The following is a 21,275-nucleotide window of genomic DNA, read 5'->3' on the forward strand; positions in this document are numbered from 1 at the left end:
CGGAACCAGCAGCGAACGGACAGCGCGGACAGCGCGGACAAGCGCGGAGCGAGCGGAACATGCGGAAGCCCACCACCCGGACGTGGATCTGGCTGGCCGTGGCGATCGTCGCCGTGACCGGCGGTCTCTTCTACGTCGACAGCCACCGTGTCTCCGCCGCCCCGCACGCCGACGACCCCAAGTGCGACAAGGTGGTCTCCCGCCTGCCGGACGACATACCCGGCGCCTCGCGCGACTGGGCCCTCGGGGACGGGGTCGCGTCCTGGGGCGGCCAGAAGGCGCTGTTCAGGTGCGGCGCCGAGGAACTGCCGCCCAACATCAACCTCTGCGTCACCGCGGACGGCGTCGACTGGGTCCTGGACGAGGAGCGGCTCAAGCGCGACGGCGTGAGCGTCCTGCGGACGTACGGCCGCTCCCCGGCCGTGGAGCTGACGTACTCGGGTTCGCGCGAGGACGTGGGCGGCATCCTCGCCGCGCTGGACCCCGCGGTGAAGTGGATCCCGCAGCAGCGCAAGTGCGTCGGCCTCGAGGACGCCGACGTCCTGTAGCCGTTCGGCCCTCTTCGCCGGGCGCCCGCGCATGCCCTGGTGTCGGATCGGGTGCATGACCGACCGTGACCGCGCCGCTTCCTGCCGGGGCCCGTACGGTGGCGGGACCGAACCCGGCGGCGACTGCGGCGACCCGGCCCGCTTCGAGGTCGCCCGGCATCTGCGGGCACCGCTGCGGGTGTGCCCCCTGCACCTGGGACCCTCGCTCCTGCTGGCCGACGGGGTGCTGTGGCCGCCGGGGATCACCCTGGTGCGGTGATGAGAGACCACCGAGGGCACGCGCACCCCGGAATGGTCCACCCGGAGTGACGCCTGAACGAACGGGACATCACGGGCATAAGCTGAGGCTGTACACGTCGCGTCGGCAGAAGAAGGTGAGTGCGATGCGCGTGCTGCTCAAGGCGACGCTGGACACGGAGAAGGCGAACGAGGCGATCCGCAGCGGGAAGTTGCCCGAGTTGATCAGCCAGACGCTCGACCACATCAAGCCGGAGGCCGCCTACATGAACGCGGACGATCTGCGCAAGGGCCTGTCCCAGCGGCGCTGACCGGCCTCGCGGCGATCAGCTGAAGACGATCATCGACCCCTGCGCCAGGCTCCGCGTGGCCGCCGCGTGCAGGCCCAGCCACACATGGCGCTCCCGGGCGAAGGGGCTGGAGTCGTACGGAGCGGGCACGGCCGGTTCCTCCAGCTCCGTCGGGGCGAGCGGCGGCTGCGGCGGAGCCGGGGGGTTGGCCGGATCGATGCCGAGGACGGGGGCGACCGCCTCCAGCTCCCGCAGCAGGGTGTGCGAGGAGCCCAGGGGGCCGCCGCCCGCCAGGAGTTCGTCGTTGGCGAGCGGGTGCGGGAAGTCGACCGGGACGTAGGCGCCCGCGTGGTCGTAGTGCCAGACCAGGTGGGACTGCTGGGCCGTCGACTCGAACATCTCCAGCAACTGCTCGTAGTCACCGCCGAGTTCGTCCACCGGCGTCACCTGGAGCCCGCACACCTGGAGGAGGTGTGCCCGGCGCAGGAAATGCAGCGCGTCGTAGTCGAAACCGGCCACCGGGGCGACCTCGCCGGACAGTCCCGGCATGTACTGGTACACCGGCACCGGCGGCAGCCCGGCCTCGGCGAGCACCTTGTCGTATTGCGCGAGTTCCTCGGCGAACGGGTTGTCCGGCGTGTGGCACAAGACATCGACGAGCGGTACCAGCCACAGGTCACAGGCCAAAAGAGGGCTCCTCACACAGCACAGCGGTCAGGGAAGCGTAGTCGGTGCGTGTTGCGTGCAGGTCCCATACCCACCTGACGCCGGACCACGACACCTCAGACGGTGGTCATCTCAGCGCCGGTCATCGCCCCGTGAGCCGCTCGATGAGGGCGAGCGAGTGCGCGTTGTACGCGTTGACGAGCGAGCGCGCGCCCGCGACGTCGCGGGCGGCGAGCGCGTCGACCAGTTCGGTGTGCCCCGACCACAGCGCGCCGCGCAGCTCGCTGAGCCGGCGCAGGTGCTGCACCGTGCACACCCAGCTCTGCACACGCAGCCGGTGCAGGAAGTCGGAGAGGTAGGGGTTGCCGAAGAGGGCCGCCAGCTCGCGCCAGTAGCGCAGGTCGTAGCCGATCAGGACGGTCAGGTCGCCGGCCGCGGCGGCGCGCTGGGCCTCCTCGCCGCGCCGGCGGACCCCGGCGAGGGCGGCCGCGATGCGCGGGTCGGCCGGGTCCGGTCCGCCCGGCAGGTCGGCGACCAGGGAGAGGAACATCCCGTCGGTCACGAGACTGCGGGCCTCGATCATGCCGCGGAAGTCGTCGACCGAGTACTCGTGCACGCGGAAGCCGCGATGGTGGTCGGCGTCGAGGAGCCCCTGCGCGGACAGGTCGACCAGGGCCTCGCGCACCGGCGTCGCGGACACCCCGTACTGCTCGGCGATCTCCTTGACCGTGAACTCCTGCCCCGGCTGGAGCCGCCCCGCCAGCACCTCGTCGCGGAGCGCGTCGGCGATCTGCTGCCGCAGGGTGCTGCGCGTGACGGCACCGGTGCCGCTGGGGCCGGGCATGGTCGGGCGGTCTCCTCGTCGCGTCCGGGGGCGTACGCGCACACGTCTGTGGCGTGCTCGTACACGTGTCTACCGTGTACGGGCACGCCACCTTACGCGCTCGGGTTCCCTCCCTGCCCGTATGCGGGCAGGGCCCTGCCCGGGTCTTACTCGGTGTACTCGTCCGCGACGGACAGTGCCGTGTCCAGGGCCGCCAGGCCCTCCTTCAGCTCCGCCTCGGAGATGTTGCACGGCGGCACGACGTGGGTCCGGTTCATGTTCACGAACGGCCACAGGCCGTGGGACTTGGCGGACGCGGCGAACGCGGACATCGGGGTGGCCGCCTGTCCGGTCGCGTTGTAGGGCACCAGCGGCTCCCGGGTCTCCCGGTTCCTCACCAGCTCCAGCGCCCAGAACATGCCGGTCCCGCGCACCTCGCCCACGCTCGGGTGCCGTACGGCCAGCTCCCGCAGCGCCGGCTCGACGATCTCGGCACCGAGCCGCGCCGCGTGCTCGACGACGCCCTCCTCCGCCATGACGCCGATCGTGGCGACGGCGGCGGCGCAGGCCAGCGGGTGCCCGGAGTAGGTCAGCCCGCCGGGGTAGGGCCGCTCGGCGAACGTCTCGGCGATCCTCCCTGAGATGGCGACACCGCCCAGCGGCACATACCCCGAGTTCACGCCCTTGGCGAAGGTCATCAGGTCGGGCACCACGTCGTACAGGTCGGCGGCGAACCACGTACCGGTCCGTCCGAACCCGGCCATGACCTCGTCGAGCACGAAGACGATCCCGTACTTGTCGCAGATCTCGCGGACCCCGGCCAGGTAGCCGGCCGGCGGCATCATGATCCCCGCCGTGCCCGGGATCGTCTCCAGGATGATCGCGGCGACGGTCCCCGGGCCCTCGAAGGCGATCGTCGTCTCCAGGTGCTCCAGCGCCCGCGCGCACTCCTGCTCCTCCGTCTCGGCGTAGAAGCGCGAGCGGTACGGGAAGGGCGCCCAGAAGTGCACGACACCGGCCGAGCCGCTGTCCGAGGCCCACCGGCGCGGGTCGCCGGTGAGGTTGATCGCCTGCTGGGTGCCGCCGTGGTAGGAGCGGTACGCCGACAGCACCTTCGGCCGGCCGGTGTGCAGCCGCGCCATGCGCACGGCGTGCTCCACCGCGTCGGCCCCGCCGTTGGTGAAGAAGATCTTGTCCAGGTCGCCGGGCGTCCGCTCGGCGATCAGCCGCGCCGCCTCGGAGCGCGCCTCGATCGCGAACGCGGGCGCGAACGTCGTCATCCGCCCCGCCTGCTCCTGGATCGCGGCGACGACCTTGGGGTGCTGGTAGCCGATGTTCGTGTAGACGAGCCCGCTGGAGAAGTCGAGGTAGCGCTTGCCTTCGTAGTCCCAGAAGTACGACCCCTCGGCGCCGGCGACGGCGAGCGGATCGATGAGCTCCTGCGCTGACCAGGAGTGGAAGACATGCGCGCGGTCCGCGGCCTTCACGGCCGCGCCGGCCTGGGGATGGGGCTGAGGAGTCATGCGGCCGAGCGTAGATGTCCGCGATGCGGAAACGGAATCGGCGTCCTGTCTGCGGTCGGGAGCTTTCCACGACAGGTTGTCGACATCGGGGGAGCCGCTCCGTTACGGAACCGTGGACAAGACTGGCTCACCCCGAGACCGCCCCGCACTATCCTCGGTCTGTTGCTCACGTTCAGGGGGAAGGCGGCGCAACATGCAGAAGCTGGGGGACGGGGATCCGCAGCACATCGGGGCGTACCGGCTGCTGGGGCGGCTTGGCGCGGGGGGCATGGGCCACGTCTATCTGGCCCGCTCCGACCGCGGCCGGACCGTCGCCGTCAAGCTGGTGCGCGAGGAGCTGGCCGCGCTGGAGGAGTTCCGCGAGCGGTTCCGGCTGGAGGTCGAGTCCGCGCGGCGGGTCGGCGGGTACTGGACGGCGCCCGTCCTTGACGCCGACACCGAGGCGGCCGTGCCGTGGCTCGCCACCGGGTACGTCGCCGGTCCGAGCCTCCAGCAGGTCGTCGGGCACGACCACGGCGCGCTGCCGGAGCGCTCGGTACGCACGCTGGGGGCCGGTCTCGCCCACGCCCTCCAGGACATCCACGCCGCCGGGATCATCCACCGCGACCTCAAGCCGTCCAACGTCCTCGTCACCATCGACGGTCCCCGCGTCATCGACTTCGGCATCGCACGCGCCCTCGAGACGGTGACCGACGGCGGGCTCACCCGCACCGGCGCGCTCGTCGGTTCGCCCGGCTTCATGGCGCCCGAGCAGGTGCGCGGCGACCGGATCACGCCCGCCTGCGACGTCTTCTGCCTCGGCTCGGTCCTCGCCTACGCCGCCACCGGCGGGCTGCCCTTCGGCACCGCCAACAGCGGCGTGCACGCGCTGATGTTCCGCATCGCGCAGGAGGAGCCCGACCTGGACGCGGTGCCCGAGGGCGTCGCCGACCTCGTACGCGACTGTCTGAAGAAGGACCCCGCGGCGCGGCCCTCCCTCGCCGAGGTCCTGGAGCGCACGGGCGCGCAGGACACGGTCACCGACGGCCGCTCCCGCGACCCGTGGCTGCCCAGCGCGCTGGTGGCCCAGCTCGGCCGGCACGCGGTACGGCTGCTGGACACGGAGAACCCCGAGAACCCGCAGGGCCCCGAGAACCCGCAGGCACCGGGTGTGCCGGGTGCGTCGGGTGGCGCCGCAGCGCCCGACGGCACGGACCCGGTGCCGGGCGCGGCCCAGAACCCGCCTCCGCCGGCCCTTCCACCCGCGGCCCCCGGCCGGGAGCCGGCCGCCGCGGCGCCGGGCGGCCCGCCGCCACCGCGCGACCCGGGCAGCGGCGCCCCGCTGAACCACCTCCCCACCCTGGTCGCGGGCCAGAGCCCGCCGACGCCCCCGCCCGTCGCCTACGGCCACCCGCAGCAGGCGCAGCCCCAGCAGCCCGCCCACGGATACGCCCCGGCCCCGGCGTGGAACGCGCCGCCGCCCGGCTACCAGCAGCCGTACGGCGTCCTCGGCGCCACTCCGCCCTACGGGCCCCCGCCGCCGTACGGCCCGTCGCGGGAGCCGTCCCGAAGAGGCCGCTCCACCGCGCTGCTGATCGTCGTCGCCCTGGTCGTCGCGCTGGGCGCCGGGGGGACGGTCTACGCCCTGATGAGCGGCGGCGACGAAGGCGACCGGGCCGGTGGCGACCCCACGAACACCCCGACGGCCGGCGCCTCCCAGAACCCGGGGCCCGGACCCGGCACGGACGGGTCGACCCCGACGGCCGGTGCCGACGGGCCGAGCCCCTCCCCGAGCGGCCGGGACGGCACGATCCCCACGGGCTACCTGGGGACGTGGTCCACCACCATCGACAACGCGTCCGGCGTCCACACCCGGCAGCTGACCATCCAGCAGGGCGACGTCGGCGACACCGTCCTGTCCCTCGTCGCCGACGGCCCCACGGGCAACGGCACCTACCACTGCGTCTTCGAGGCCGATCTGACCGGCGCCCCGGGCGCCGACGGCCCGGTGCGCGTCGGCCCCTCCACGGTGACGGTCGGACCGGCCAGCTCCTGCACCCCGGGGGAGCCCACCACGGTCACGCTGCAGCCGGACGGCAGCCTGCGGCGCGTGGGCAACGACAGCGGGGACAGCCTGACCTACACCCGGTAGTGAGCGGCAGGAGCCGGCACTCCGCGACAGGAGCCGCTGCTCAGCGCGGCTCAGCGCTGCTCAGCGCGGCTCCGGGGGCCGCTGGCGGGGCATGTTCGGCCGGGCCCCGTTCGCCGGTACGGAGAACCGCCCCGGCCCCGCCGCCCCCGCCTCGGACCGCCCCGCCGCCCCACCGGCCGCCCCGGACTGCAACCCCAGCGGCGCGGCCCCGGTCCGGAAGCCCACCATCCAGTCCGCCGTCTCCGCCCGCACCAGCTCCGTCACGTCCTCGGAGAACCGCCGCAGCACCAGCAGGCACCGCTCCGCCGCCTCGCTCGCCGTGCCGTCCGCCGGGCCCAGCACCTCGCGCACGCTCTCCGACGCCCAGTCGAACTGGAGTGCCTGAAGCCGCCGCTGCACCGCCTGCGCCGTGGCCACGTCCCGCATCCACCCGGAGGTGACCCCGAAGAACCGGTCGCCCGCCACGCACGCCACCGCGCACAGCAGCGCCAGATACCCCCAGGGGGCCGCTCCGTCCACCATCTGTGACATGTCCAGGAGCGGCAGCGCCGCCCCGGCGAGAGCTCCCGCCGCGACCCCGCCCCGCAGCAGCACGGCACCGCGCCGCTTCCACACCCGGCCCGTCAGATACCAGGCCGCCGTGTCCAGCGCGCCCCGCTCCACCCACCGGTACAGCTCGTCCAGCCGCTCGGCGGGCAGCGCCCAGTCCCCGAGGGGAAACGCCCGCCCGGTCAGGTCGCCGGGCAGCGGTCCGGCCGCCTTCTCGCCGTCCCGCCCGTCCTGCGGCGGCCTCTCGGGCTGCATCTCCGGCTGACCCACCCGGCACTCCCTACTGCTCGCCGTACTGCTCGCCGTCCGCGAAGACCTCCTGCGCCGGAACCCTTCCTACCGCCCAATGGGTGGCGAAGGGCCGGGTTCGGCCGCTTTTCCGCCCGGAAGAGGGCGTTGATCAGGTATAGGGCTCGCTCCACATCACTCGAAAGAGTGCTGGGGCGAGGGCCGCCCGGACCACGTAGGCTCGTGCCGAACGGCAAAACCGTAGCGATAGGAGCTGAACGTGATCCCCGGTGGCGGCCAGCCCAACATGCAGCAGCTGCTTCAGCAGGCCCAGAAGATGCAGCAGGACCTGGCGAAGGCGCAGGAGGAACTGGCGCAGACGGAGGTCGACGGCCAGGCGGGCGGTGGCCTGGTGAAGGCCACGGTCACCGGCTCCGGCGAGCTGCGCGGCCTCAGGATCGACCCGAAGGCGGTGGACCCGGAGGACACCGAGACCCTCGCCGACCTGATCGTCGCCGCCGTCCAGGCGGCCAACGAGAACGCGCAGAACCTCCAGCAGGAGAAGCTCGGCCCGCTCGCCCAGGGTATGGGCGGCGGCAGCGGCATCCCCGGCCTGCCCTTCTGAGTCCGCCTTTGCCGGTTCGCCTTTCTCAGACCGGCCGAAGCCATCTACCGTACGTAGTGCACGAACCTCAGGAAGGACGGCAGTCCGTTGTACGAAGGCGTGGTCCAGGACCTCATCGACGAGCTGGGGCGGCTGCCCGGCGTCGGTCCCAAGAGCGCGCAGCGGATCGCCTTCCACATCCTCCAGGCGGAGCCGACCGACGTACGGCGGCTCGCCCAGGCCCTCATGGAAGTGAAGGCCAAGGTCCGCTTCTGCGCGACCTGCGGAAACATCGCGCAGGAGGAGCAGTGCAACATCTGCCGCGACACGCGCCGCGACCCGGCGGTGATCTGCGTGGTGGAGGAACCGAAGGACGTCGTCGCCATCGAGCGCACCCGCGAGTTCCGCGGGCGCTACCACGTGCTCGGCGGCGCGATCAGCCCGATCGACGGGGTCGGCCCCGACGACCTCCGTATCCGTGAGCTGCTGGCCCGCCTGGCGGACGGCACGGTCACGGAACTGATCCTGGCCACGGATCCGAATCTGGAGGGCGAGGCGACGGCCACGTACCTCGCCCGCATGATCAAGCCCATGGGCCTCAAGGTCACCCGCCTGGCCAGCGGCCTCCCTGTGGGCGGCGACCTGGAATACGCGGACGAGGTGACCCTCGGCCGCGCCTTCGAGGGGAGACGACTCCTAGATGTCTGACGCCACGCTGCACGCGACCAATCAGAATCCGGACGACTTCGCGGTCCAGATCGCCGACCAGATCGAGAGCTTCCTGGTCGCCGTCATCGAGGTCGCCAAGGGCGACGAACCGGACTCGGCCGTCCCCTTCCTCCTCCTGGAGGTCTCCCAGCTGATGCTGGCGGGCGGCCGCCTGGGCGCCCACGAGGACATCGTCCCGGACGAGCGCTACGAGCCCGACCCGGGCCCGGAGCCCGACGTGGACGAGATCCGCGAGAACCTGGCCCGCATCCTCGACCCGATCGACGTCTACTCCGAGGTCTTCGACCCCTACGAGCCGCGCAAGGCCCCGGTCCCGGCCCGTATCTCCGACGACCTCACCGACGTCATCACCGACCTCCGCCACGGCATGGCCCACTACAAGGCCGGCCGCACCACCGAGGCCCTGTGGTGGTGGCAGTTCTCCTACTTCTCCAACTGGGGCTCCACGGCCTCCGCGACCCTGCGCGCCCTCCAGTCGGTCGTCGCCCACGTCCGCCTGAACCAGCCCCTGGAGGAGCTGGACGGCCTCGACACCGACCAGGACCTCGGCGACGACGCCCTGGAGAAGGAGGCCGGCAAGGTCATGGTCCAGGAGATCGCGGGCCCGCTGGGCCTGCGCCCGGTCACGTGACACCGGAGGACTGCACCTGGGTCCACCGCCTCGACGAGGTGGACCTCGAGGAGCTGTTGTCAGCCGCGTGACCGAGCGGCCAAGCATGATCCGCACGCGGGCTCTCGATCCAATCGAGTCGGCCCGTTTCATCGAGCGGATGGTGAATCAGCCGTGAGCGACCAGTTGAAGTGGTTCAGGTCGAGCTACAGCGACAACGAAGGCGGCAACTGCGTCGAGGTCGCGTGCTGCGGCGCAGTTCAGCCCGGAGCTTGAGCCTCGGGATCCGAGCTCTTCCCTTGGGTTTTCTGGGCTGGTTGAAATACCCAACCAACCAAGTTTGAACGTGGGTTGAGGCGTCGTACCTCGTACGGGTGACGTTGCGTGATCAGCTTGCGTCGGTGTGTGAAGCCGCCCTAGGTTCGCGGCAAACGACCGAAAAAAGTCGGCCCCGGCGGTGCTACCAACACCAAACCGGGACCTGGCCGACGCATCGAAGAACATGTCGAGGTTTCGATGGTGGCTTACGCCAACACTAGTCCCGCCCTGCCGTCCGCGTCTCACCCCATGGCCAATCCGGGCTACGGAAAGCGCCTCGCAGGTGACGAAGACCCGCACGCGGACCCGGACTTCGCACATCTGCTCCCGCGTGACGCCGAAGTCGCCGTCTTCATCGACCACCTCGACAGCGGCCACGCGATGGGCCACAAGGTGATCGCGGCGGAGCACCCGCGCTACGGCCAGCAGGCGACGCGCTCGTCGCTGACCCGCATCACCGAAGCCGGCCACCTGCGCTGGATCAAGGAACACATCACCGTCGAGGACAGCACCATGCGGTGGGTCACGCGGACGTACTGGTCGCGTACCCGCAGGTCGGCGGAGTGGTGGGCCAAGTTCGCGCGGGAGCGGCACGGCAAGGACGTGACCCGGGACCACCAGCCCGGTCTGGCCCGGATCGAAGAGGCGCTCGCCGCCGCCGTACCCGACGTCGCCGAACCTGAGCGCGAGCCGGAACCCGAGCCCGGCCCCGAGCCGGAAAGTGCCGCGTACCGCGCGCTCAGTGCCCTGCGTACCGCCGAGCCGCGCATGGCGCTCACCGAGGGCGACTGCCGCTCGCTCGAACCGCTGGCCGAGGAGTGGCTGTCGCGCGGCGCGGCGCCGAAGGACATCACCCGAGCCCTGACCGAAGGGCTCCCACCCACTGTCAGCAACCCGGGCGGACTCGCCCGCCGACGACTGGAGTCGAAGATGCCCCCGCAGCAGCGCGAACCGCGCGCCAAGGTGACCCGGGTGATCATGGCCTGTGCCACCTGTGACCAGGACGAACGCACCGTGAAGATCGACCGGGGCATCTGCGAGGACTGCCGCAGGGACAACGAGGCGAACCCGATGTCCGACGAGGACATCATCAAGGGCTTCGAGGAGATCGCCCACCTGGGCACGTCCTCGGCGTACTTCCTCAAGAAGAAGCTGGAGCGCGCCACGGGCGGCCCCGTGCCCGACACGTTCCGCCCCGTGCCCATCGAGGACCGCGTCTTCTACCACTACCGCGACAACCGCGACCGCATCGCGAACGGCCTGCCGCCGAGGCGCTGGAAGCCGTAAAGCATCTGACGCTCACCGACGACCTGGGCGACATCCGAGCGCTGGCCGCCTGCGCGGGCCGGGCACGCATTCATGTGGAGCGCCCGTGAAGCTTCCCGCCCCCGTCGACGTCACCCGCGACACCGAGCCCCTCGAAGAGCTGGCGGACTGAGATCGTCCGCTTGTGAACGTGTGACACACGGCACTTTCCCGAGTGACCCGCGGCCTCCTGGGCATGAGCCAGCCTGAGCGAGTACCCGGGTCTCACCATGCGATACCGCAGAGGGGAAATCCGGACGCTCGGTAAAATGAGCCGACCGCAGTACATATACGTACGTGCGGAAAGAGACGGATTGAGCGAGGAGCGCACGTGGGCCTTGTCGTGCAGAAGTACGGAGGCTCCTCCGTAGCCGATGCCGAGGGCATCAAGCGCGTCGCCAAGCGGATCGTGGAAGCGAAGAAGAACGGCAACCAGGTGGTCGCCGTCGTTTCCGCGATGGGCGACACGACGGACGAGCTGATCGATCTCGCCGAGCAGGTTTCCCCGATCCCTGCCGGGCGTGAACTCGACATGCTGCTGACCGCCGGAGAGCGTATCTCCATGGCGCTGCTGGCCATGGCGATCAAAAACCTGGGTCACGAGGCCCAGTCGTTCACCGGCAGCCAGGCCGGAGTCATCACCGACTCGGTCCACAACAAGGCGCGGATCATCGACGTCACGCCGGGCCGCATCAAGACCTCGGTGGACGAGGGCAACGTCGCCATCGTGGCCGGCTTCCAGGGCGTCAGCCAGGACAGCAAGGACATCACCACGCTGGGCCGCGGCGGGTCCGACACCACGGCCGTCGCCCTCGCCGCCGCGCTCGACGCGGACGTCTGCGAGATCTACACGGACGTCGACGGCGTGTTCACCGCCGACCCGCGCGTGGTGCCGAAGGCGAAGAAGATCGACTGGATCTCCTTCGAGGACATGCTGGAGCTCGCTGCCTCCGGCTCCAAGGTGCTGCTCCACCGTTGCGTGGAATACGCCCGCCGGTACAACATCCCGATCCACGTGCGGTCCAGCTTCAGCGGACTGCAGGGCACGTGGGTCAGCAGCGAGCCGATCAAGCAAGGGGAAAAGCACGTGGAGCAGGCCCTCATCTCCGGAGTCGCGCACGACACCTCCGAGGCCAAGGTCACGGTTGTCGGTGTGCCCGACAAGCCGGGCGAGGCGGCCGCGATCTTCCGCGCCATCGCCGACGCCCAGGTCAACATCGACATGGTCGTGCAGAACGTGTCCGCCGCCTCCACCGGCCTCACGGACATCTCCTTCACGCTCCCCAAGAGCGAGGGCCGCAAGGCCATCGACGCGCTGGAGAAGAACCGGCCGGGCATCGGCTTCGACTCGCTGCGCTACGACGACCAGATCGGCAAGATCTCCCTGGTCGGCGCGGGGATGAAGAGCAACCCGGGCGTCACCGCCGACTTCTTCACCGCGCTCTCCGACGCCGGTGTGAACATCGAGCTGATCTCGACCTCCGAGATCCGCATCTCGGTCGTCACCCGCAAGGACGACGTGAACGAGGCCGTGCGCGCCGTGCACACCGCTTTCGGGCTCGACTCCGACAGCGACGAGGCGGTCGTCTACGGGGGCACCGGACGCTGATGTCCGGCACGGGAGGCACCGGCCGGGACGGGCGGCCCACGCTCGCCGTCGTGGGAGCGACCGGCGCCGTCGGCTCGGTCATGCTCCAGATCCTGTCCCAGCACGCGGACGTCTGGGGCGACATCCGCCTGATCGCCTCACCGCGCTCGGCCGGCCGCAAGCTGGCCGTGCGCGGCGAGGAGGTCGAGGTGGTGGCGCTCACCGAGGAGGCCTTCGACGGGGTCGACGTCGCGATGTTCGACGTACCCGACGAGGTCGCCGCGCGGTGGGCGCCGGTCGCCGCCGCCAAGGGTGTGGTGGTCGTCGACAACTCCGGCGCGTTCCGGATGGACCCCGACGTGCCGCTGGTCGTGCCCGAGGTCAATCCGCACGCGGCGCGGATGCGGCCGCGCGGGATCGTCGCCAACCCGAACTGCACGACGCTGTCCATGATCGTGGCGCTGGGCGCGCTGCACGCCGAGTTCGGGCTGCGCGAGCTGGTCGTCTCCTCGTACCAGGCGGTGAGCGGGGCCGGGCGGGACGGCGTGGACACGCTGCGCCGGCAGCTGTCCCTGGTGGCCGGCACCGAGCTGGGGACCCACCCCGGCGACGTACGGCGGGCGGTTGGCGACGACACCGGGCCGTTCCCGGAGCCGGTCGCGCTGAACGTCGTACCGTGGGCCGGTTCGCTCAGGGACGACGGCTGGTCGTCGGAGGAGATGAAGGTGCGGGACGAGTCCCGCAAGATCCTCGGGCTGCCGCAGCTGCCGGTCGCCGTGACCTGCGTACGGGTCCCCGTGGTGACCACGCATTCCCTGACCGTGCACGCGCGCTTCGAGGGCGAGGTCAGTGTCCAGGGGGCGCGGGAGATCCTGGCCACCGCGCCGGGCGTGGTTCTTTTCGACAACCCGGCCGCGGGGGAGTTCCCGACCCCCGCCGACGTGGTCGGCACCGACCCGACCTGGGTGGGCAGGGTGCGCCGGGCCCTGGACGACCCCACGGCGCTCGAACTCTTCGTGTGCGGGGACAACCTGCGCAAGGGCGCGGCGCTGAACACCGCGCAGATCGCGGAGCTGGTGGCGGCCGAGTTCGGGTGAAACTCGCGTGAGACTCGGGTGAAAAAGGATCAGCGGGGCAAAGTGCCCCGGTCGCTGTGGGTTTCGTTTGTAGGATCCATGGACGAGATGTGATCCGGAAGTTGGTCCGGACTACTTGTAACGGACACCCGAGCCGTCAGAGGATTTCCTCCCCGCCCTCCGCAACCACGCGGACGGCGGGGAGCGTCTTTGCGGTCACCCATTCAGGGCGCGGGGACGCGCGAGTCGGCGTGGGGACGCCGAGGACGGGCGTGGGGACGCCCGTTCACATGGGACATAGGGGAAGAGCGGACGATGAGGGCCTATGACGCACCGTCAGCCGGGTGGCTGCCCGACGGACACCGGAACGTGACGCCCGGCACGTACAACCCTCTCGGGGGCAGGCGTGTCCAACAGGCGTGGCAGAGGTACTCGATTTCACCGCAGCGACGCGCGGCCCCGCCGTGCGGCCGCCCGTCCGGTCCGTCCGACCCCGTGTGGCCGGGCCGGCCGGTGGCATGCCGGTGATTGCGCCGATGCCCGCAGCGCGGCCGGCCCGCATATCGAACCAGCGCGACGGCGCCGAGGACGTGGCGGCGGGTACCACCGTCGACCACCTCACCGAGACCTACCGGGCGCACTACCGCTCGCTCCTCGGCCTCGCCGCCCTCCTCCTCGACGACACGGCCTCCTGCGAGGACGTGGTCCAGGAGGCCTTCATCCGCGTCCACTCGGCGCGCAAACGCGTCCGCGACCCGCAGAAGACCCTGGCGTACCTGCGTCAGACCGTCGTCAATCTCTCGCGCTCGGCGCTGCGCCGCCGCATCCTCGGCCTCAAGCTCCTCTCCAAGCCCATGCCCGACATGGCCAGCGCGGAGGAGGGCGCCTACGACCAGCTGGAGCGCGACTCCCTGATCAAGGCGATGAAGGGGCTCCAGCGCCGCCAGCGCGAGGTCCTGGTGCTCCGCTACTTCGCCGACATGACGGAGGCACAGGTCGCCGAGACGCTCGGGATATCCCTGGGCTCGGTCAAGGCGTACGGATCGCGCGGGATCGCGGCGCTCAGGGTGGCCATGGAGGCACCGGTATGAGCGACGGCAACGACGCGCGGCCGGACGCCCACGAGGGGCGGGAGCCGGCCGGCGCGGACGGGCCCCCCGCCGGGTCGCACGCGTCCCCTGCCGGGTCGCACGCGTCCCCTGCCGGGTCGCACGCGTCCCCTGCCGGGTCGCACGGGCAAGAGCAGCAGAAGCACACGCACGCTGGGAACGGAACTGTGAACCACGGCCCCGCCGAACAGGGCCCCGGCACCCACCGGGCCGAGGAGCCCGACGGGCCCCGCACCGACGGATCAGGCACCGACGGATCCGGCACCGACGAGCCGGACCTGCGCAGGATGATGCACCAGGCGGTCCGGGAGATGGAGCCGAGCGACGGCACCCTGGACCACCTGCGGCGCGCGGTACCCGCCCGGCGGGCCCGCAAGCGCCAGGCCGTCGTCGGAGTGGCCGCCGCCGCCCTCTTCCTCGGCACGGCGGTCCCGGCCCTCGTGCACGTCTCCAACTCCACCGGCGCGGGCGCCGACCCGTCCGTCGCGGGCAACGCCTCGCAGGCGCAGGGCGGTGCTTCCGAGGGCAAGGACCCGGCCGGCGGCCAGAGCGGCATCGCCGGTTCCGGGGGCACGGCCGAGGACAAGGGCACGGCCGACCCCGAGGAGACGCCCGGCGACAAGGAGAGCGGCGCCGCGACGGGCTCGGCCCCGGGCACCGCGCCCACCGCAAGCAGCCCCGCCGACATCCCCGCGTGTGCGTCGGGCTCGCTCGGCCCGGCCGTCGCGAGCAGCGCCGCCCCCGACTCCACGGGCGTGGTCTACGGCTCCTTCCGCGTCACCAACGTCTCCTCGGACGGCTGTACCGTCACGGGCCCCGGCAACGTGGTCACCGCCTCGCTGGGCGCGGCGAACGCGTCCAGGATCGGCACCGCTCGGCACGCCGCCGGGGACGCCGCGGCCGGACTGCCCGACCCGTCGCTGGAGACCGCCTCGCTGACGCTGGCGCCGGGCTCCGCGTACGAGGTGCAGTTCGCCTGGGTGCCCTCGGAGACCTGTCCCACCACCGGCGACACCACGGGCGGCGGCACGGGCGGGCCCACGGCCGATCCCTCGCCCACCGGTGACACGACCGTCGCGGGCGGCACCTCCGCGGGCGGCGGCGAGGCCGGACCCACGGCCCAGCTGATCAGCGAGGACGGCCCGGCCGAGGGCAGCGTGTCGGTGACGTACACCCCGGAGGGCGGCGGCTCGGGCTCGGCGACGGCCACGGTGTCCAACGCGTGCGCGGGGACCGTGTACTGGACGGGCGTGCTGGCGGACCCGGTGGCCTAGCGGTGCCGGTCTCGCCCGCGGTCAGGAGGTGAGCTGCGCCTTGGCCTCTTGCCCGGTCTTCCCGTCGGTTCCGTCAGTTCCGTCGGTCTCGTCGGTTCCGTCGTTCGTGACCAGGCCCAGCTCCGTGTCCCGGGCGAGTTCGACCTCGCGGCGCAGCAGCCGGAACCACATGAAGATAACGAAGCCCACGAAGGCGAACCACTCGGCGGTGTAGCCGAGGTTCTGGAACGCCTTCAGGTCAAGGCCCGTGTTCTGCGGCGCGCTCACGGGCACGGCCCGCATCCCGGAGTCGCCCTCGTTCAGCGTGACCCACGCGTCGTACACGTCGTACGGCACGAGGTTCAGCAGGGTCGCCGCGCTGATCGCGCCGGTCTGCCCGTCCGGCCACCCGGAGCGGCCGCTGACGCCTCCCGCGCCGGGCGACTCGGCGGCCTGCAAAGCGCCGGTGACGGTGACCTCGCCGGTGGGCGGGGCCGGGGCCTTCGCCGCGTCGGGGGTGCCGGGCAGCCAGCCGCGTACGACCGGCAGGGCCTCACCGGTGTCGGTGCGCAGCAGCGTGAGGACGTAGTAGCCCTCCCGGTCGTCCAGCTTCCGCTCCGGTACGAGCAGCTGGTCCTCGTACCGGCCGGTCGCGGTGGTCTGCTCGCCGACCGTCGCCTTGTCCACGGGCAGCAGCTCGGCCAGCGGGCGCGCCGCCTCCCGGGCGGTCGACTCCTGCTGCGTGGAGGCGGTCTCGTGGTCCTGGACCCGGTCCTCGAAGCGGCCCAGCTGCCAGGAACCCATGAAGATGCAGAAGGGGATGGCCAGGACGACGAAGACGTTGATCCCCCACCATCGGGGCGTCAGCAGAAACCGGTACACGCCCTCCACGGTACGGTGCGGGCCCGCGCGACCCTGCCGCGGGGCTGTGGAAAACGCGTGCGGGGAGGGTCGGACGGGCGAGGTTGTCCACAGGCTGGGGATCTCTTCTGCGCGTTGTCGCCGGGTCGGGGCACTATGGGGCCATGACTGAGAGCAACGGGTCCGTTCCCCAGGACGTGGATGTGGACGTGGACGAGGACGAGCGGCAGACGCGGGACGAGCGGATGCCCGACTGGGAGAAGCGGTTCCGGGCACCGAGGGTGTCGCTGCCCGACTGGGCGGAGGACGCCCCGGACCGCTCCCTGTTCGTGTCGAACGCGACGGGGACGTACGAGCTGTACGCCTGGGACCGCTCGTCCGGCGAGCAGCGCCAGGTCACGGACCGGCCCAACGGCACGACGGACGGCGTGCTCGCCCCGGCCGGCGACTGGATCTGGTGGTTCGACGACAAGGACGGCGACGAGTTCGGCGTCTGGCGCCGCCAGCCCTTCGCGGGCGGCGCGGACCAGGTCGCGGTGCCCGGCCTCGACCCCTCCTACCCGGCGGGCCTCGCCCTCGGCCGCGACGGGCGTACGGCGGTGATCGGCCGTTCCACGGACGAGGACGGTACGACGATCCACCTCGCGCGCGGGGACGGCGGCGCCCCGGCGGAGATCTACCGGCACCGCGAGTCCGCGGGCGTCGGCGACCTCTCCCACGACGGCACCCTGATCGCGATCGAGCACACCGAGCACGGCGACGCCATGCACTCGGCGCTGCGCGTCCTGCGCCCCGACGGCACCACGGTCGCCGAGCTGGACGACACCAAGGGCGGCGAGGAGGAGCTGGGCCTCGAGGTCCTGGGCTTCGCGCCGGTCGACGGCGACACCCGGCTGCTCATCGGCCACCAGCGCCGGGGCCGCTGGGAGCCCCTGGTGTGGGACGTGGCGACGGGCGAGCAGACCGACCTCGCCCTGGAGCTGCCCGGCGACGTCAGCGCCGAGTGGTACCCGGACGGCAGCGGGCTGCTGATCGTGCACGGCTTCGAGGCCCGCAGCGAGCTGTTCCGCTACGACTTCGCCGAGCGCGGTCTGACGGAGCTCGAGACGCCCCCGGGCACCGTCTCCGGGGCGACGGCCCGCCCCGACGGCACCGTGGAGTACCTGTGGTCCTCGGCCGCCGAGCCGTCGACCGTCCGCTCCACCGCCGGCCGGGTCGTCCTGGAGCCGCCCGGCATGAAATCGCCGCGCTCGGTCCCGGTGGAGGACGTGTGGGTGGAGGGGCCGGGCGGCCGCGTCCACGCCCTGGTCCAGAAGCCGGCCGGCGCCACCGGCCCGCTCCCGACGGTCTTCGACATCCACGGCGGCCCGACCTGGCACGACAGCGACGCCTTCGCCGCGGGCCCGGCCGCCTGGGTCGACCACGGGTACGCGGTGGTCCGCGTCAACTACCGGGGCTCCACCGGGTACGGCCGCGCGTGGACCGACGCCCTCAAGCACCGGGTGGGCCTCATCGAGCTGGAGGACATCGCGGCGGTGCGGGAATGGGCGGTCACCTCCGGCCTCGCGGACCCCGAGCGCCTGATCCTCACCGGCGGCTCCTGGGGCGGCTACCTCACCCTCCTGGGCGTCGGCACCCAGCCCGAGGCGTGGACGCTGGGCATCGCCGCGGTGCCGGTCGCCGACTACGTCACCGCGTACCACGACGAGATGGAGGGCCTCAAAGCCCTGGACCGCACCCTGCTCGGCGGCACCCCCGAGGAGGTCCCCGAACGCTTCGAGGCGTCCTCCCCGCTGACCTACGTCGACGACGTCAAGGCCCCCGTGTACATCTCCGCCGGGGTCAACGACCCACGCTGCCCCATCCGCCAGGTCGAGAACTACGTCAAACGCCTGGACACCAGGGGCGCCGTCCACGAGGTCTACCGCTACGACGCGGGCCACGGCTCCCTCGTCGTCGACGAACGCATCAAACAGGTAGCCCTGGAACTCGACTTCGCGAAGAGGCACCTGCCGAAGGGCTAGCTTCTTGGCCGACCGAGTCGGGTGGTGGGTGGGCATAGGCCGGGGGGCCAGGGGGCGGAGCCCCCTGGCGGGGTCGTAGGGGCGGGGTCGTAGGGGCGGAGCCCCTACACGTCCGACCGCTGCCGCGCCCGCCGCCCCAGCAACTCCGCCAGTCCCCGCCGCGTCGCCGCCAACACCACCCGATCCGAGCCCCGCAGGACATACGTGTCGGGCAGCTCCCACACCAACCGCGACTCCCGACCCCCCTCCGCACCGGAGGCCTCCCCCGCCCGCCCGTCGGAGACTTCCAGCGCCAGCACCCGCCACGCCCCCGCCCGGAACGCCTCCCCGACCGTCTTCCCCTCCAGCTGCGGATGCCCCGCCACCTCCACCGCCGCGAACAGCAGCACCCGCCGCTCGACGGGGATCGCCCCGAGGATCTGGCGGCCCATCATCGCCCCGGCGAACGAGGGCGCCGCCAGGTGCGTCACACTGCGGCTGCGGGTCAGCGCGCGCGGGTGGGCGGCGCGCAGGGTGCGGTACACGGCGGTCGCGAAGTCGTCGTCGTACAGGCGCAGTACGACCCGCAGCCGCGACCGTACCGACCGGGCGTACAGCACCGCCTCCAGGTTGGTCGTGTCCACGCTGGTCAGGGCGAGCAGCGAGTGGGCACGGTGGATCTTGGCGGCCTCCAGGACGCCCTCCTGGGTGACGTCCCCGAGCACCACCGGCACGCGCAGCCGCCGAGCGGTCGCCATGCCGCGCGCCTCGGGGTCGGCCTCGACGCACACCACGGGGATGTCCATCTCCCGCAGCCGGGTCAGCACACGCGTGCCGATCTTGCCGAGACCGAGCAGGACGACATGCCCGCCGAGCCCACGCGGCGGCTTGCGCACCGTCGACGCGGTGCGGAACGTACCGAGGGCCTCCAGTACGGCCGCCAGCAGTACCGGAAGGAGCAGCAGACCGACGAAGCCGGAGAGGAGCTGGAGGATCTGGCGGCCGACGTCGGTGTTGTGCGCGGGCTCGTTGATGGAGAACAGGTCGAGCAGCGTCACGTACGTGGCGTGCAGCGGATGGTCGCGGGTGACCACCATCAGCGCCACCGCGAGCGCGACCACGCACGCCGTCAGACCGGCCAGCGACCACCGCAGCCGCCGCGAGAACAGTTCGCCGAAGGCGGGCACCCCGGCCCGTCCGGCGGGCAGTGAAGGACCGGAGTACGACACGTGCTCCAGGGCCACGGTGCCGCGCCCGGTGGCCGCCTCCACCGCCGCCGCGTCGGGCAGCAGTTGCGGCCCGTGCTCGCCGCTGTCCTCCGAACCGTCCGCGCCGGCCGGGTCGTTGCTGGTCGCGGACAGCAGCGCGAGCGTGCACAGCCCGGGGTCGGCCACCTCGCCGGGGCGGGGCGGGTTCCGTTCGACCGCGCGCAGCAACAGACCGTCCGTCTCGACGATCTTGCTGGTGCCGACGAGCGCGGTGGCCGCCAGCGCGGGCGCGGCGGTGTCGGCGTCGGACAGCACGGTCGTCGATCCCTCGACCCCGCCGGTCGCGGAGCCCCGGCCGCCGCCCGTCGCCAAGGCGGCACTCTGGTCGAGGAGTTCCTCGATGTGCTGGCCCAGGCGCCGGTTGTACAGGCGCAGGACCAGCCGCAGCCGGGGATTGATCCGGCGGGCGGTCAGGGCGGCGCGGATGTTGGTCTCGTCGTCGTCGTACACGAGGGCCAGCGCGGTGGCCCGCTCGACGCCGGCGTCCGCGAGCACGTCCTCGGTCGGCTCGGTGGCCTCCAGCTCCTGGTCGGCGCCGCCCGGTTCACCGTTGCCCGCGCGGTTGACGGCCGCGTTGACCATGTCGAGGAGCGCCGCCGAGGCTGCGCGGGCCCGTCCGACCACCGGCTGGGGCACCCGGCGCCCGGAGGGCGGGACGACGAGTGTGACCTGTTCTCGGTAGACGCCGCGCAGTTCGGCGGCCAGGCGGTGCGCCAGTCCGTCGTCGCCGCACACCACCATGTGCGCGTACGCGTCACCCTGCGGAACCTGGTTCGGAACGCTCCCCGTATGAGTCCCCATTTGGGAGAGGACAGTACAGGCGGCGGTCGCGGTTCCAGAAGTGCCGGAAGAGATCGAGGGCGGCATTAAAGACGCGTAAAGATTGCCGGGACACGGCAATGACGTGCTACGGCGCCGCGTGTGACGATTCTTTCACCGAAGCTCAGCGACGGGCGAGAGGGGGACGGCACATGGCCTGGTTTCTCGGGCTGGGCATCACGGGGGTTGTGCTGCTCGCCCTGTCGCTGGTCTTCGACGGACTGCTGGAAGGCGCCTTCGACGGAGTGCTGGACGGCGTCCTGGAGGGGTGGCTGTCGCTGCCGGTCGTCGCCGGGTTCGTGGCGATGACCGGCTTCGGTGGCGCCATCGCCCTCGGCACCGGCTGGACCGGGCCCGCGGGCGCCGCCGGGGTCGGCGCGGTCGCCGGGGTGGGGGCCGGCTGGCTGACGTACCGCTTCAGCCGCGCGCTGATGCGCGATCAGACCGCCGTCACGCCCAGCACGAACGACCTGCTCGGCACGTCCGGAAAGGTCGTGACCGCCATCCCGGCGGACGGCTACGGCGAGGTGCTGCTGCGGCTCGCCGGTCAGCCGCTGAAGTGCGCGGCGCGCAGCGCGGAGCCGGTGGCGCGGGGCGCCGAGGTGTGGGTCGAGGCGGTGCCGACGGGGACGTCCGTCGTGGTCCGCCCGGTGGACCGCTGAGCCGAGCTTTCGCAATATCGCTTCTTGTTCTCTCTTTCGTTTCTTGTTCTCTCTGTGTGATTCGGGGGCGTTGTC

General features: G+C 72.0%; 21 protein-coding genes. 15 read left to right on the plus strand and 6 right to left on the minus strand.

All coding sequences use genetic code 11. The annotated features are described in order from the left end of the window. Positions 1 to 59 precede the first annotated feature (59 nt). From ACGH7X_RS20675 to ACGH7X_RS20685, 3 genes are all read left to right on the plus strand, one after another. Positions 60 to 548, plus strand: a complete 489-nt coding sequence (locus ACGH7X_RS20675) for a DUF3515 family protein (RefSeq protein WP_399886883.1) — start codon at positions 60 to 62, stop codon at positions 546 to 548. A gap of 55 nt (positions 549 to 603) precedes the next feature. After that, a complete protein-coding gene (locus ACGH7X_RS20680; protein ID WP_399886884.1) occupies positions 604 to 807 on the plus strand; it encodes a hypothetical protein in 204 nt (67 codons plus the stop codon). A gap of 124 nt (positions 808 to 931) precedes the next feature. Beyond that, positions 932 to 1,096 carry a hypothetical protein gene (locus tag ACGH7X_RS20685; protein ID WP_399886885.1) on the plus strand — a complete coding sequence of 55 codons (165 nt, stop codon included), beginning with the start codon at positions 932 to 934 and terminating at the stop codon, positions 1,094 to 1,096. Between the two features lie 15 nt (positions 1,097 to 1,111). Here ACGH7X_RS20685 and ACGH7X_RS20690 read toward each other — a convergent pair whose 3' ends face one another. The 3 genes from ACGH7X_RS20690 to ACGH7X_RS20700 form a co-directional block, all read right to left on the minus strand. Continuing rightward, positions 1,112 to 1,762 (minus strand): hypothetical protein, encoded by a 651-nt coding sequence (locus ACGH7X_RS20690; RefSeq protein ID WP_399886887.1) that lies wholly within the window; start codon positions 1,760 to 1,762, stop codon positions 1,112 to 1,114. 121 nt (positions 1,763 to 1,883) lie between these two features. Further along, positions 1,884 to 2,585 (minus strand): GntR family transcriptional regulator, encoded by a 702-nt coding sequence (locus tag ACGH7X_RS20695; RefSeq protein ID WP_399886888.1) that lies wholly within the window; start codon positions 2,583 to 2,585, stop codon positions 1,884 to 1,886. Positions 2,586 to 2,731: 146 nt separating this feature from the next. Continuing rightward, positions 2,732 to 4,087 (minus strand): aspartate aminotransferase family protein, encoded by a 1,356-nt coding sequence (locus ACGH7X_RS20700; RefSeq protein WP_399886889.1) that lies wholly within the window; start codon positions 4,085 to 4,087, stop codon positions 2,732 to 2,734. A 193-nt stretch (positions 4,088 to 4,280) separates the two neighbouring features. Between ACGH7X_RS20700 and ACGH7X_RS20705 the strand changes: the two genes are divergently transcribed. Continuing rightward, positions 4,281 to 6,218 carry a protein kinase gene (locus ACGH7X_RS20705; RefSeq protein WP_399886890.1) on the plus strand — a complete coding sequence of 646 codons (1,938 nt, stop codon included), beginning with the start codon at positions 4,281 to 4,283 and terminating at the stop codon, positions 6,216 to 6,218. A gap of 60 nt (positions 6,219 to 6,278) precedes the next feature. Here ACGH7X_RS20705 and ACGH7X_RS20710 read toward each other — a convergent pair whose 3' ends face one another. Further along, positions 6,279 to 7,037: an SLATT domain-containing protein gene (locus ACGH7X_RS20710; RefSeq protein WP_399886891.1), complete on the minus strand. Its 759-nt coding sequence runs from the start codon at positions 7,035 to 7,037 to the stop codon at positions 6,279 to 6,281. Positions 7,038 to 7,275: 238 nt separating this feature from the next. Between ACGH7X_RS20710 and ACGH7X_RS20715 the strand changes: the two genes are divergently transcribed. From ACGH7X_RS20715 to ACGH7X_RS20755, 9 genes are all read left to right on the plus strand, one after another. Further along, entirely contained in the window at positions 7,276 to 7,620 is a 345-nt protein-coding gene (locus ACGH7X_RS20715) for a YbaB/EbfC family nucleoid-associated protein (protein ID WP_399886892.1), read from the plus strand. Positions 7,621 to 7,707: 87 nt separating this feature from the next. After that, positions 7,708 to 8,307, plus strand: coding sequence for a recombination mediator RecR (recR, locus tag ACGH7X_RS20720; RefSeq protein ID WP_399886893.1), 600 nt, complete (start codon positions 7,708 to 7,710; stop codon positions 8,305 to 8,307). Then, positions 8,300 to 8,959 carry a DUF5063 domain-containing protein gene (locus tag ACGH7X_RS20725; RefSeq protein ID WP_399886894.1) on the plus strand — a complete coding sequence of 220 codons (660 nt, stop codon included), beginning with the start codon at positions 8,300 to 8,302 and terminating at the stop codon, positions 8,957 to 8,959. The genes recR and ACGH7X_RS20725 overlap by 8 nt, the downstream gene beginning before the upstream one ends. Positions 8,960 to 9,112: 153 nt before the next feature. Then, positions 9,113 to 9,214, plus strand: coding sequence for a DUF397 domain-containing protein (locus ACGH7X_RS20730; RefSeq protein WP_399886895.1), 102 nt, complete (start codon positions 9,113 to 9,115; stop codon positions 9,212 to 9,214). Positions 9,215 to 9,505: 291 nt separating this feature from the next. Further along, a complete protein-coding gene (locus ACGH7X_RS20735) occupies positions 9,506 to 10,543 on the plus strand; it encodes a hypothetical protein (protein ID WP_399886896.1) in 1,038 nt (345 codons plus the stop codon). Between the two features lie 349 nt (positions 10,544 to 10,892). Further along, positions 10,893 to 12,170: an aspartate kinase gene (locus ACGH7X_RS20740; protein WP_399886897.1), complete on the plus strand. Its 1,278-nt coding sequence runs from the start codon at positions 10,893 to 10,895 to the stop codon at positions 12,168 to 12,170. Continuing rightward, the gene (locus ACGH7X_RS20745) at positions 12,170 to 13,246 is read left to right on the plus strand and encodes an aspartate-semialdehyde dehydrogenase (RefSeq protein ID WP_399886898.1); all 1,077 of its coding nucleotides are present in this window, start codon (positions 12,170 to 12,172) and stop codon (positions 13,244 to 13,246) included. The genes ACGH7X_RS20740 and ACGH7X_RS20745 overlap by 1 nt, the downstream gene beginning before the upstream one ends. Positions 13,247 to 13,743: 497 nt before the next feature. Next, positions 13,744 to 14,316, plus strand: a complete 573-nt coding sequence (locus ACGH7X_RS20750; RefSeq protein WP_399886899.1) for a SigE family RNA polymerase sigma factor — start codon at positions 13,744 to 13,746, stop codon at positions 14,314 to 14,316. Further along, a complete protein-coding gene (locus ACGH7X_RS20755) occupies positions 14,313 to 15,608 on the plus strand; it encodes a hypothetical protein (protein WP_399886900.1) in 1,296 nt (431 codons plus the stop codon). Before ACGH7X_RS20750 ends, ACGH7X_RS20755 begins: the two co-directional genes overlap by 4 nt. Before the next feature lie 21 nt (positions 15,609 to 15,629). Here the strand turns inward: ACGH7X_RS20755 and ACGH7X_RS20760 are convergent, their stop codons facing one another. After that, the gene (locus ACGH7X_RS20760; RefSeq protein ID WP_399886901.1) at positions 15,630 to 16,469 is read right to left on the minus strand and encodes an SURF1 family protein; all 840 of its coding nucleotides are present in this window, start codon (positions 16,467 to 16,469) and stop codon (positions 15,630 to 15,632) included. A gap of 143 nt (positions 16,470 to 16,612) precedes the next feature. On the opposite strand from ACGH7X_RS20760, the gene ACGH7X_RS20765 reads away from it, so the two are divergent. After that, a complete protein-coding gene (locus ACGH7X_RS20765; RefSeq protein WP_399886902.1) occupies positions 16,613 to 18,472 on the plus strand; it encodes a prolyl oligopeptidase family serine peptidase in 1,860 nt (619 codons plus the stop codon). 104 nt (positions 18,473 to 18,576) lie between these two features. On the opposite strand, the gene ACGH7X_RS20770 is transcribed toward ACGH7X_RS20765, so the two are convergent. Beyond that, on the minus strand, positions 18,577 to 20,460 hold the full coding sequence (locus ACGH7X_RS20770) for an NAD-binding protein (RefSeq protein WP_399897200.1): 1,884 nt from the start codon (positions 20,458 to 20,460) through the stop codon (positions 18,577 to 18,579). Positions 20,461 to 20,690: 230 nt separating this feature from the next. Between ACGH7X_RS20770 and ACGH7X_RS20775 the strand changes: the two genes are divergently transcribed. Then, entirely contained in the window at positions 20,691 to 21,200 is a 510-nt protein-coding gene (locus ACGH7X_RS20775) for a hypothetical protein (RefSeq protein ID WP_399886903.1), read from the plus strand. Positions 21,201 to 21,275: the final 75 nt, after the last annotated feature.

The sequence above is a fragment of the Streptomyces sp. BBFR51 genome, assembly GCF_044591655.1.
GTDB lineage: Bacteria > Actinomycetota > Actinomycetes > Streptomycetales > Streptomycetaceae > Streptomyces.

Bases quoted from the DNA above. Each gene is read 5' to 3' on its own strand.
- ACGH7X_RS20675 (WP_399886883.1), top strand. From the start codon at position 60: ATGCGGAAGCCCACCACCCGGACGTGGATCTGGCTGGCCGTGGCGATC.
- ACGH7X_RS20680 (WP_399886884.1), top strand. From the start codon at position 604: ATGACCGACCGTGACCGCGCCGCTTCCTGCCGGGGCCCGTACGGTGGC.
- ACGH7X_RS20685 (WP_399886885.1), top strand. From the start codon at position 932: ATGCGCGTGCTGCTCAAGGCGACGCTGGACACGGAGAAGGCGAACGAG.
- ACGH7X_RS20695 (WP_399886888.1), bottom strand. From the start codon at position 2,585: ATGCCCGGCCCCAGCGGCACCGGTGCCGTCACGCGCAGCACCCTGCGG.
- ACGH7X_RS20700 (WP_399886889.1), bottom strand. From the start codon at position 4,087: ATGACTCCTCAGCCCCATCCCCAGGCCGGCGCGGCCGTGAAGGCCGCG.
- ACGH7X_RS20705 (WP_399886890.1), top strand. From the start codon at position 4,281: ATGCAGAAGCTGGGGGACGGGGATCCGCAGCACATCGGGGCGTACCGG.
- ACGH7X_RS20725 (WP_399886894.1), top strand. From the start codon at position 8,300: ATGTCTGACGCCACGCTGCACGCGACCAATCAGAATCCGGACGACTTC.
- ACGH7X_RS20735 (WP_399886896.1), top strand. From the start codon at position 9,506: ATGGCCAATCCGGGCTACGGAAAGCGCCTCGCAGGTGACGAAGACCCG.
- ACGH7X_RS20745 (WP_399886898.1), top strand. From the start codon at position 12,170: ATGTCCGGCACGGGAGGCACCGGCCGGGACGGGCGGCCCACGCTCGCC.
- ACGH7X_RS20750 (WP_399886899.1), top strand. From the start codon at position 13,744: ATGCCGGTGATTGCGCCGATGCCCGCAGCGCGGCCGGCCCGCATATCG.
- ACGH7X_RS20755 (WP_399886900.1), top strand. From the start codon at position 14,313: ATGAGCGACGGCAACGACGCGCGGCCGGACGCCCACGAGGGGCGGGAG.
- ACGH7X_RS20765 (WP_399886902.1), top strand. From the start codon at position 16,613: ATGACTGAGAGCAACGGGTCCGTTCCCCAGGACGTGGATGTGGACGTG.
- ACGH7X_RS20770 (WP_399897200.1), bottom strand. From the start codon at position 20,460: ATGGTGGTGTGCGGCGACGACGGACTGGCGCACCGCCTGGCCGCCGAA.
- ACGH7X_RS20775 (WP_399886903.1), top strand. From the start codon at position 20,691: ATGGCCTGGTTTCTCGGGCTGGGCATCACGGGGGTTGTGCTGCTCGCC.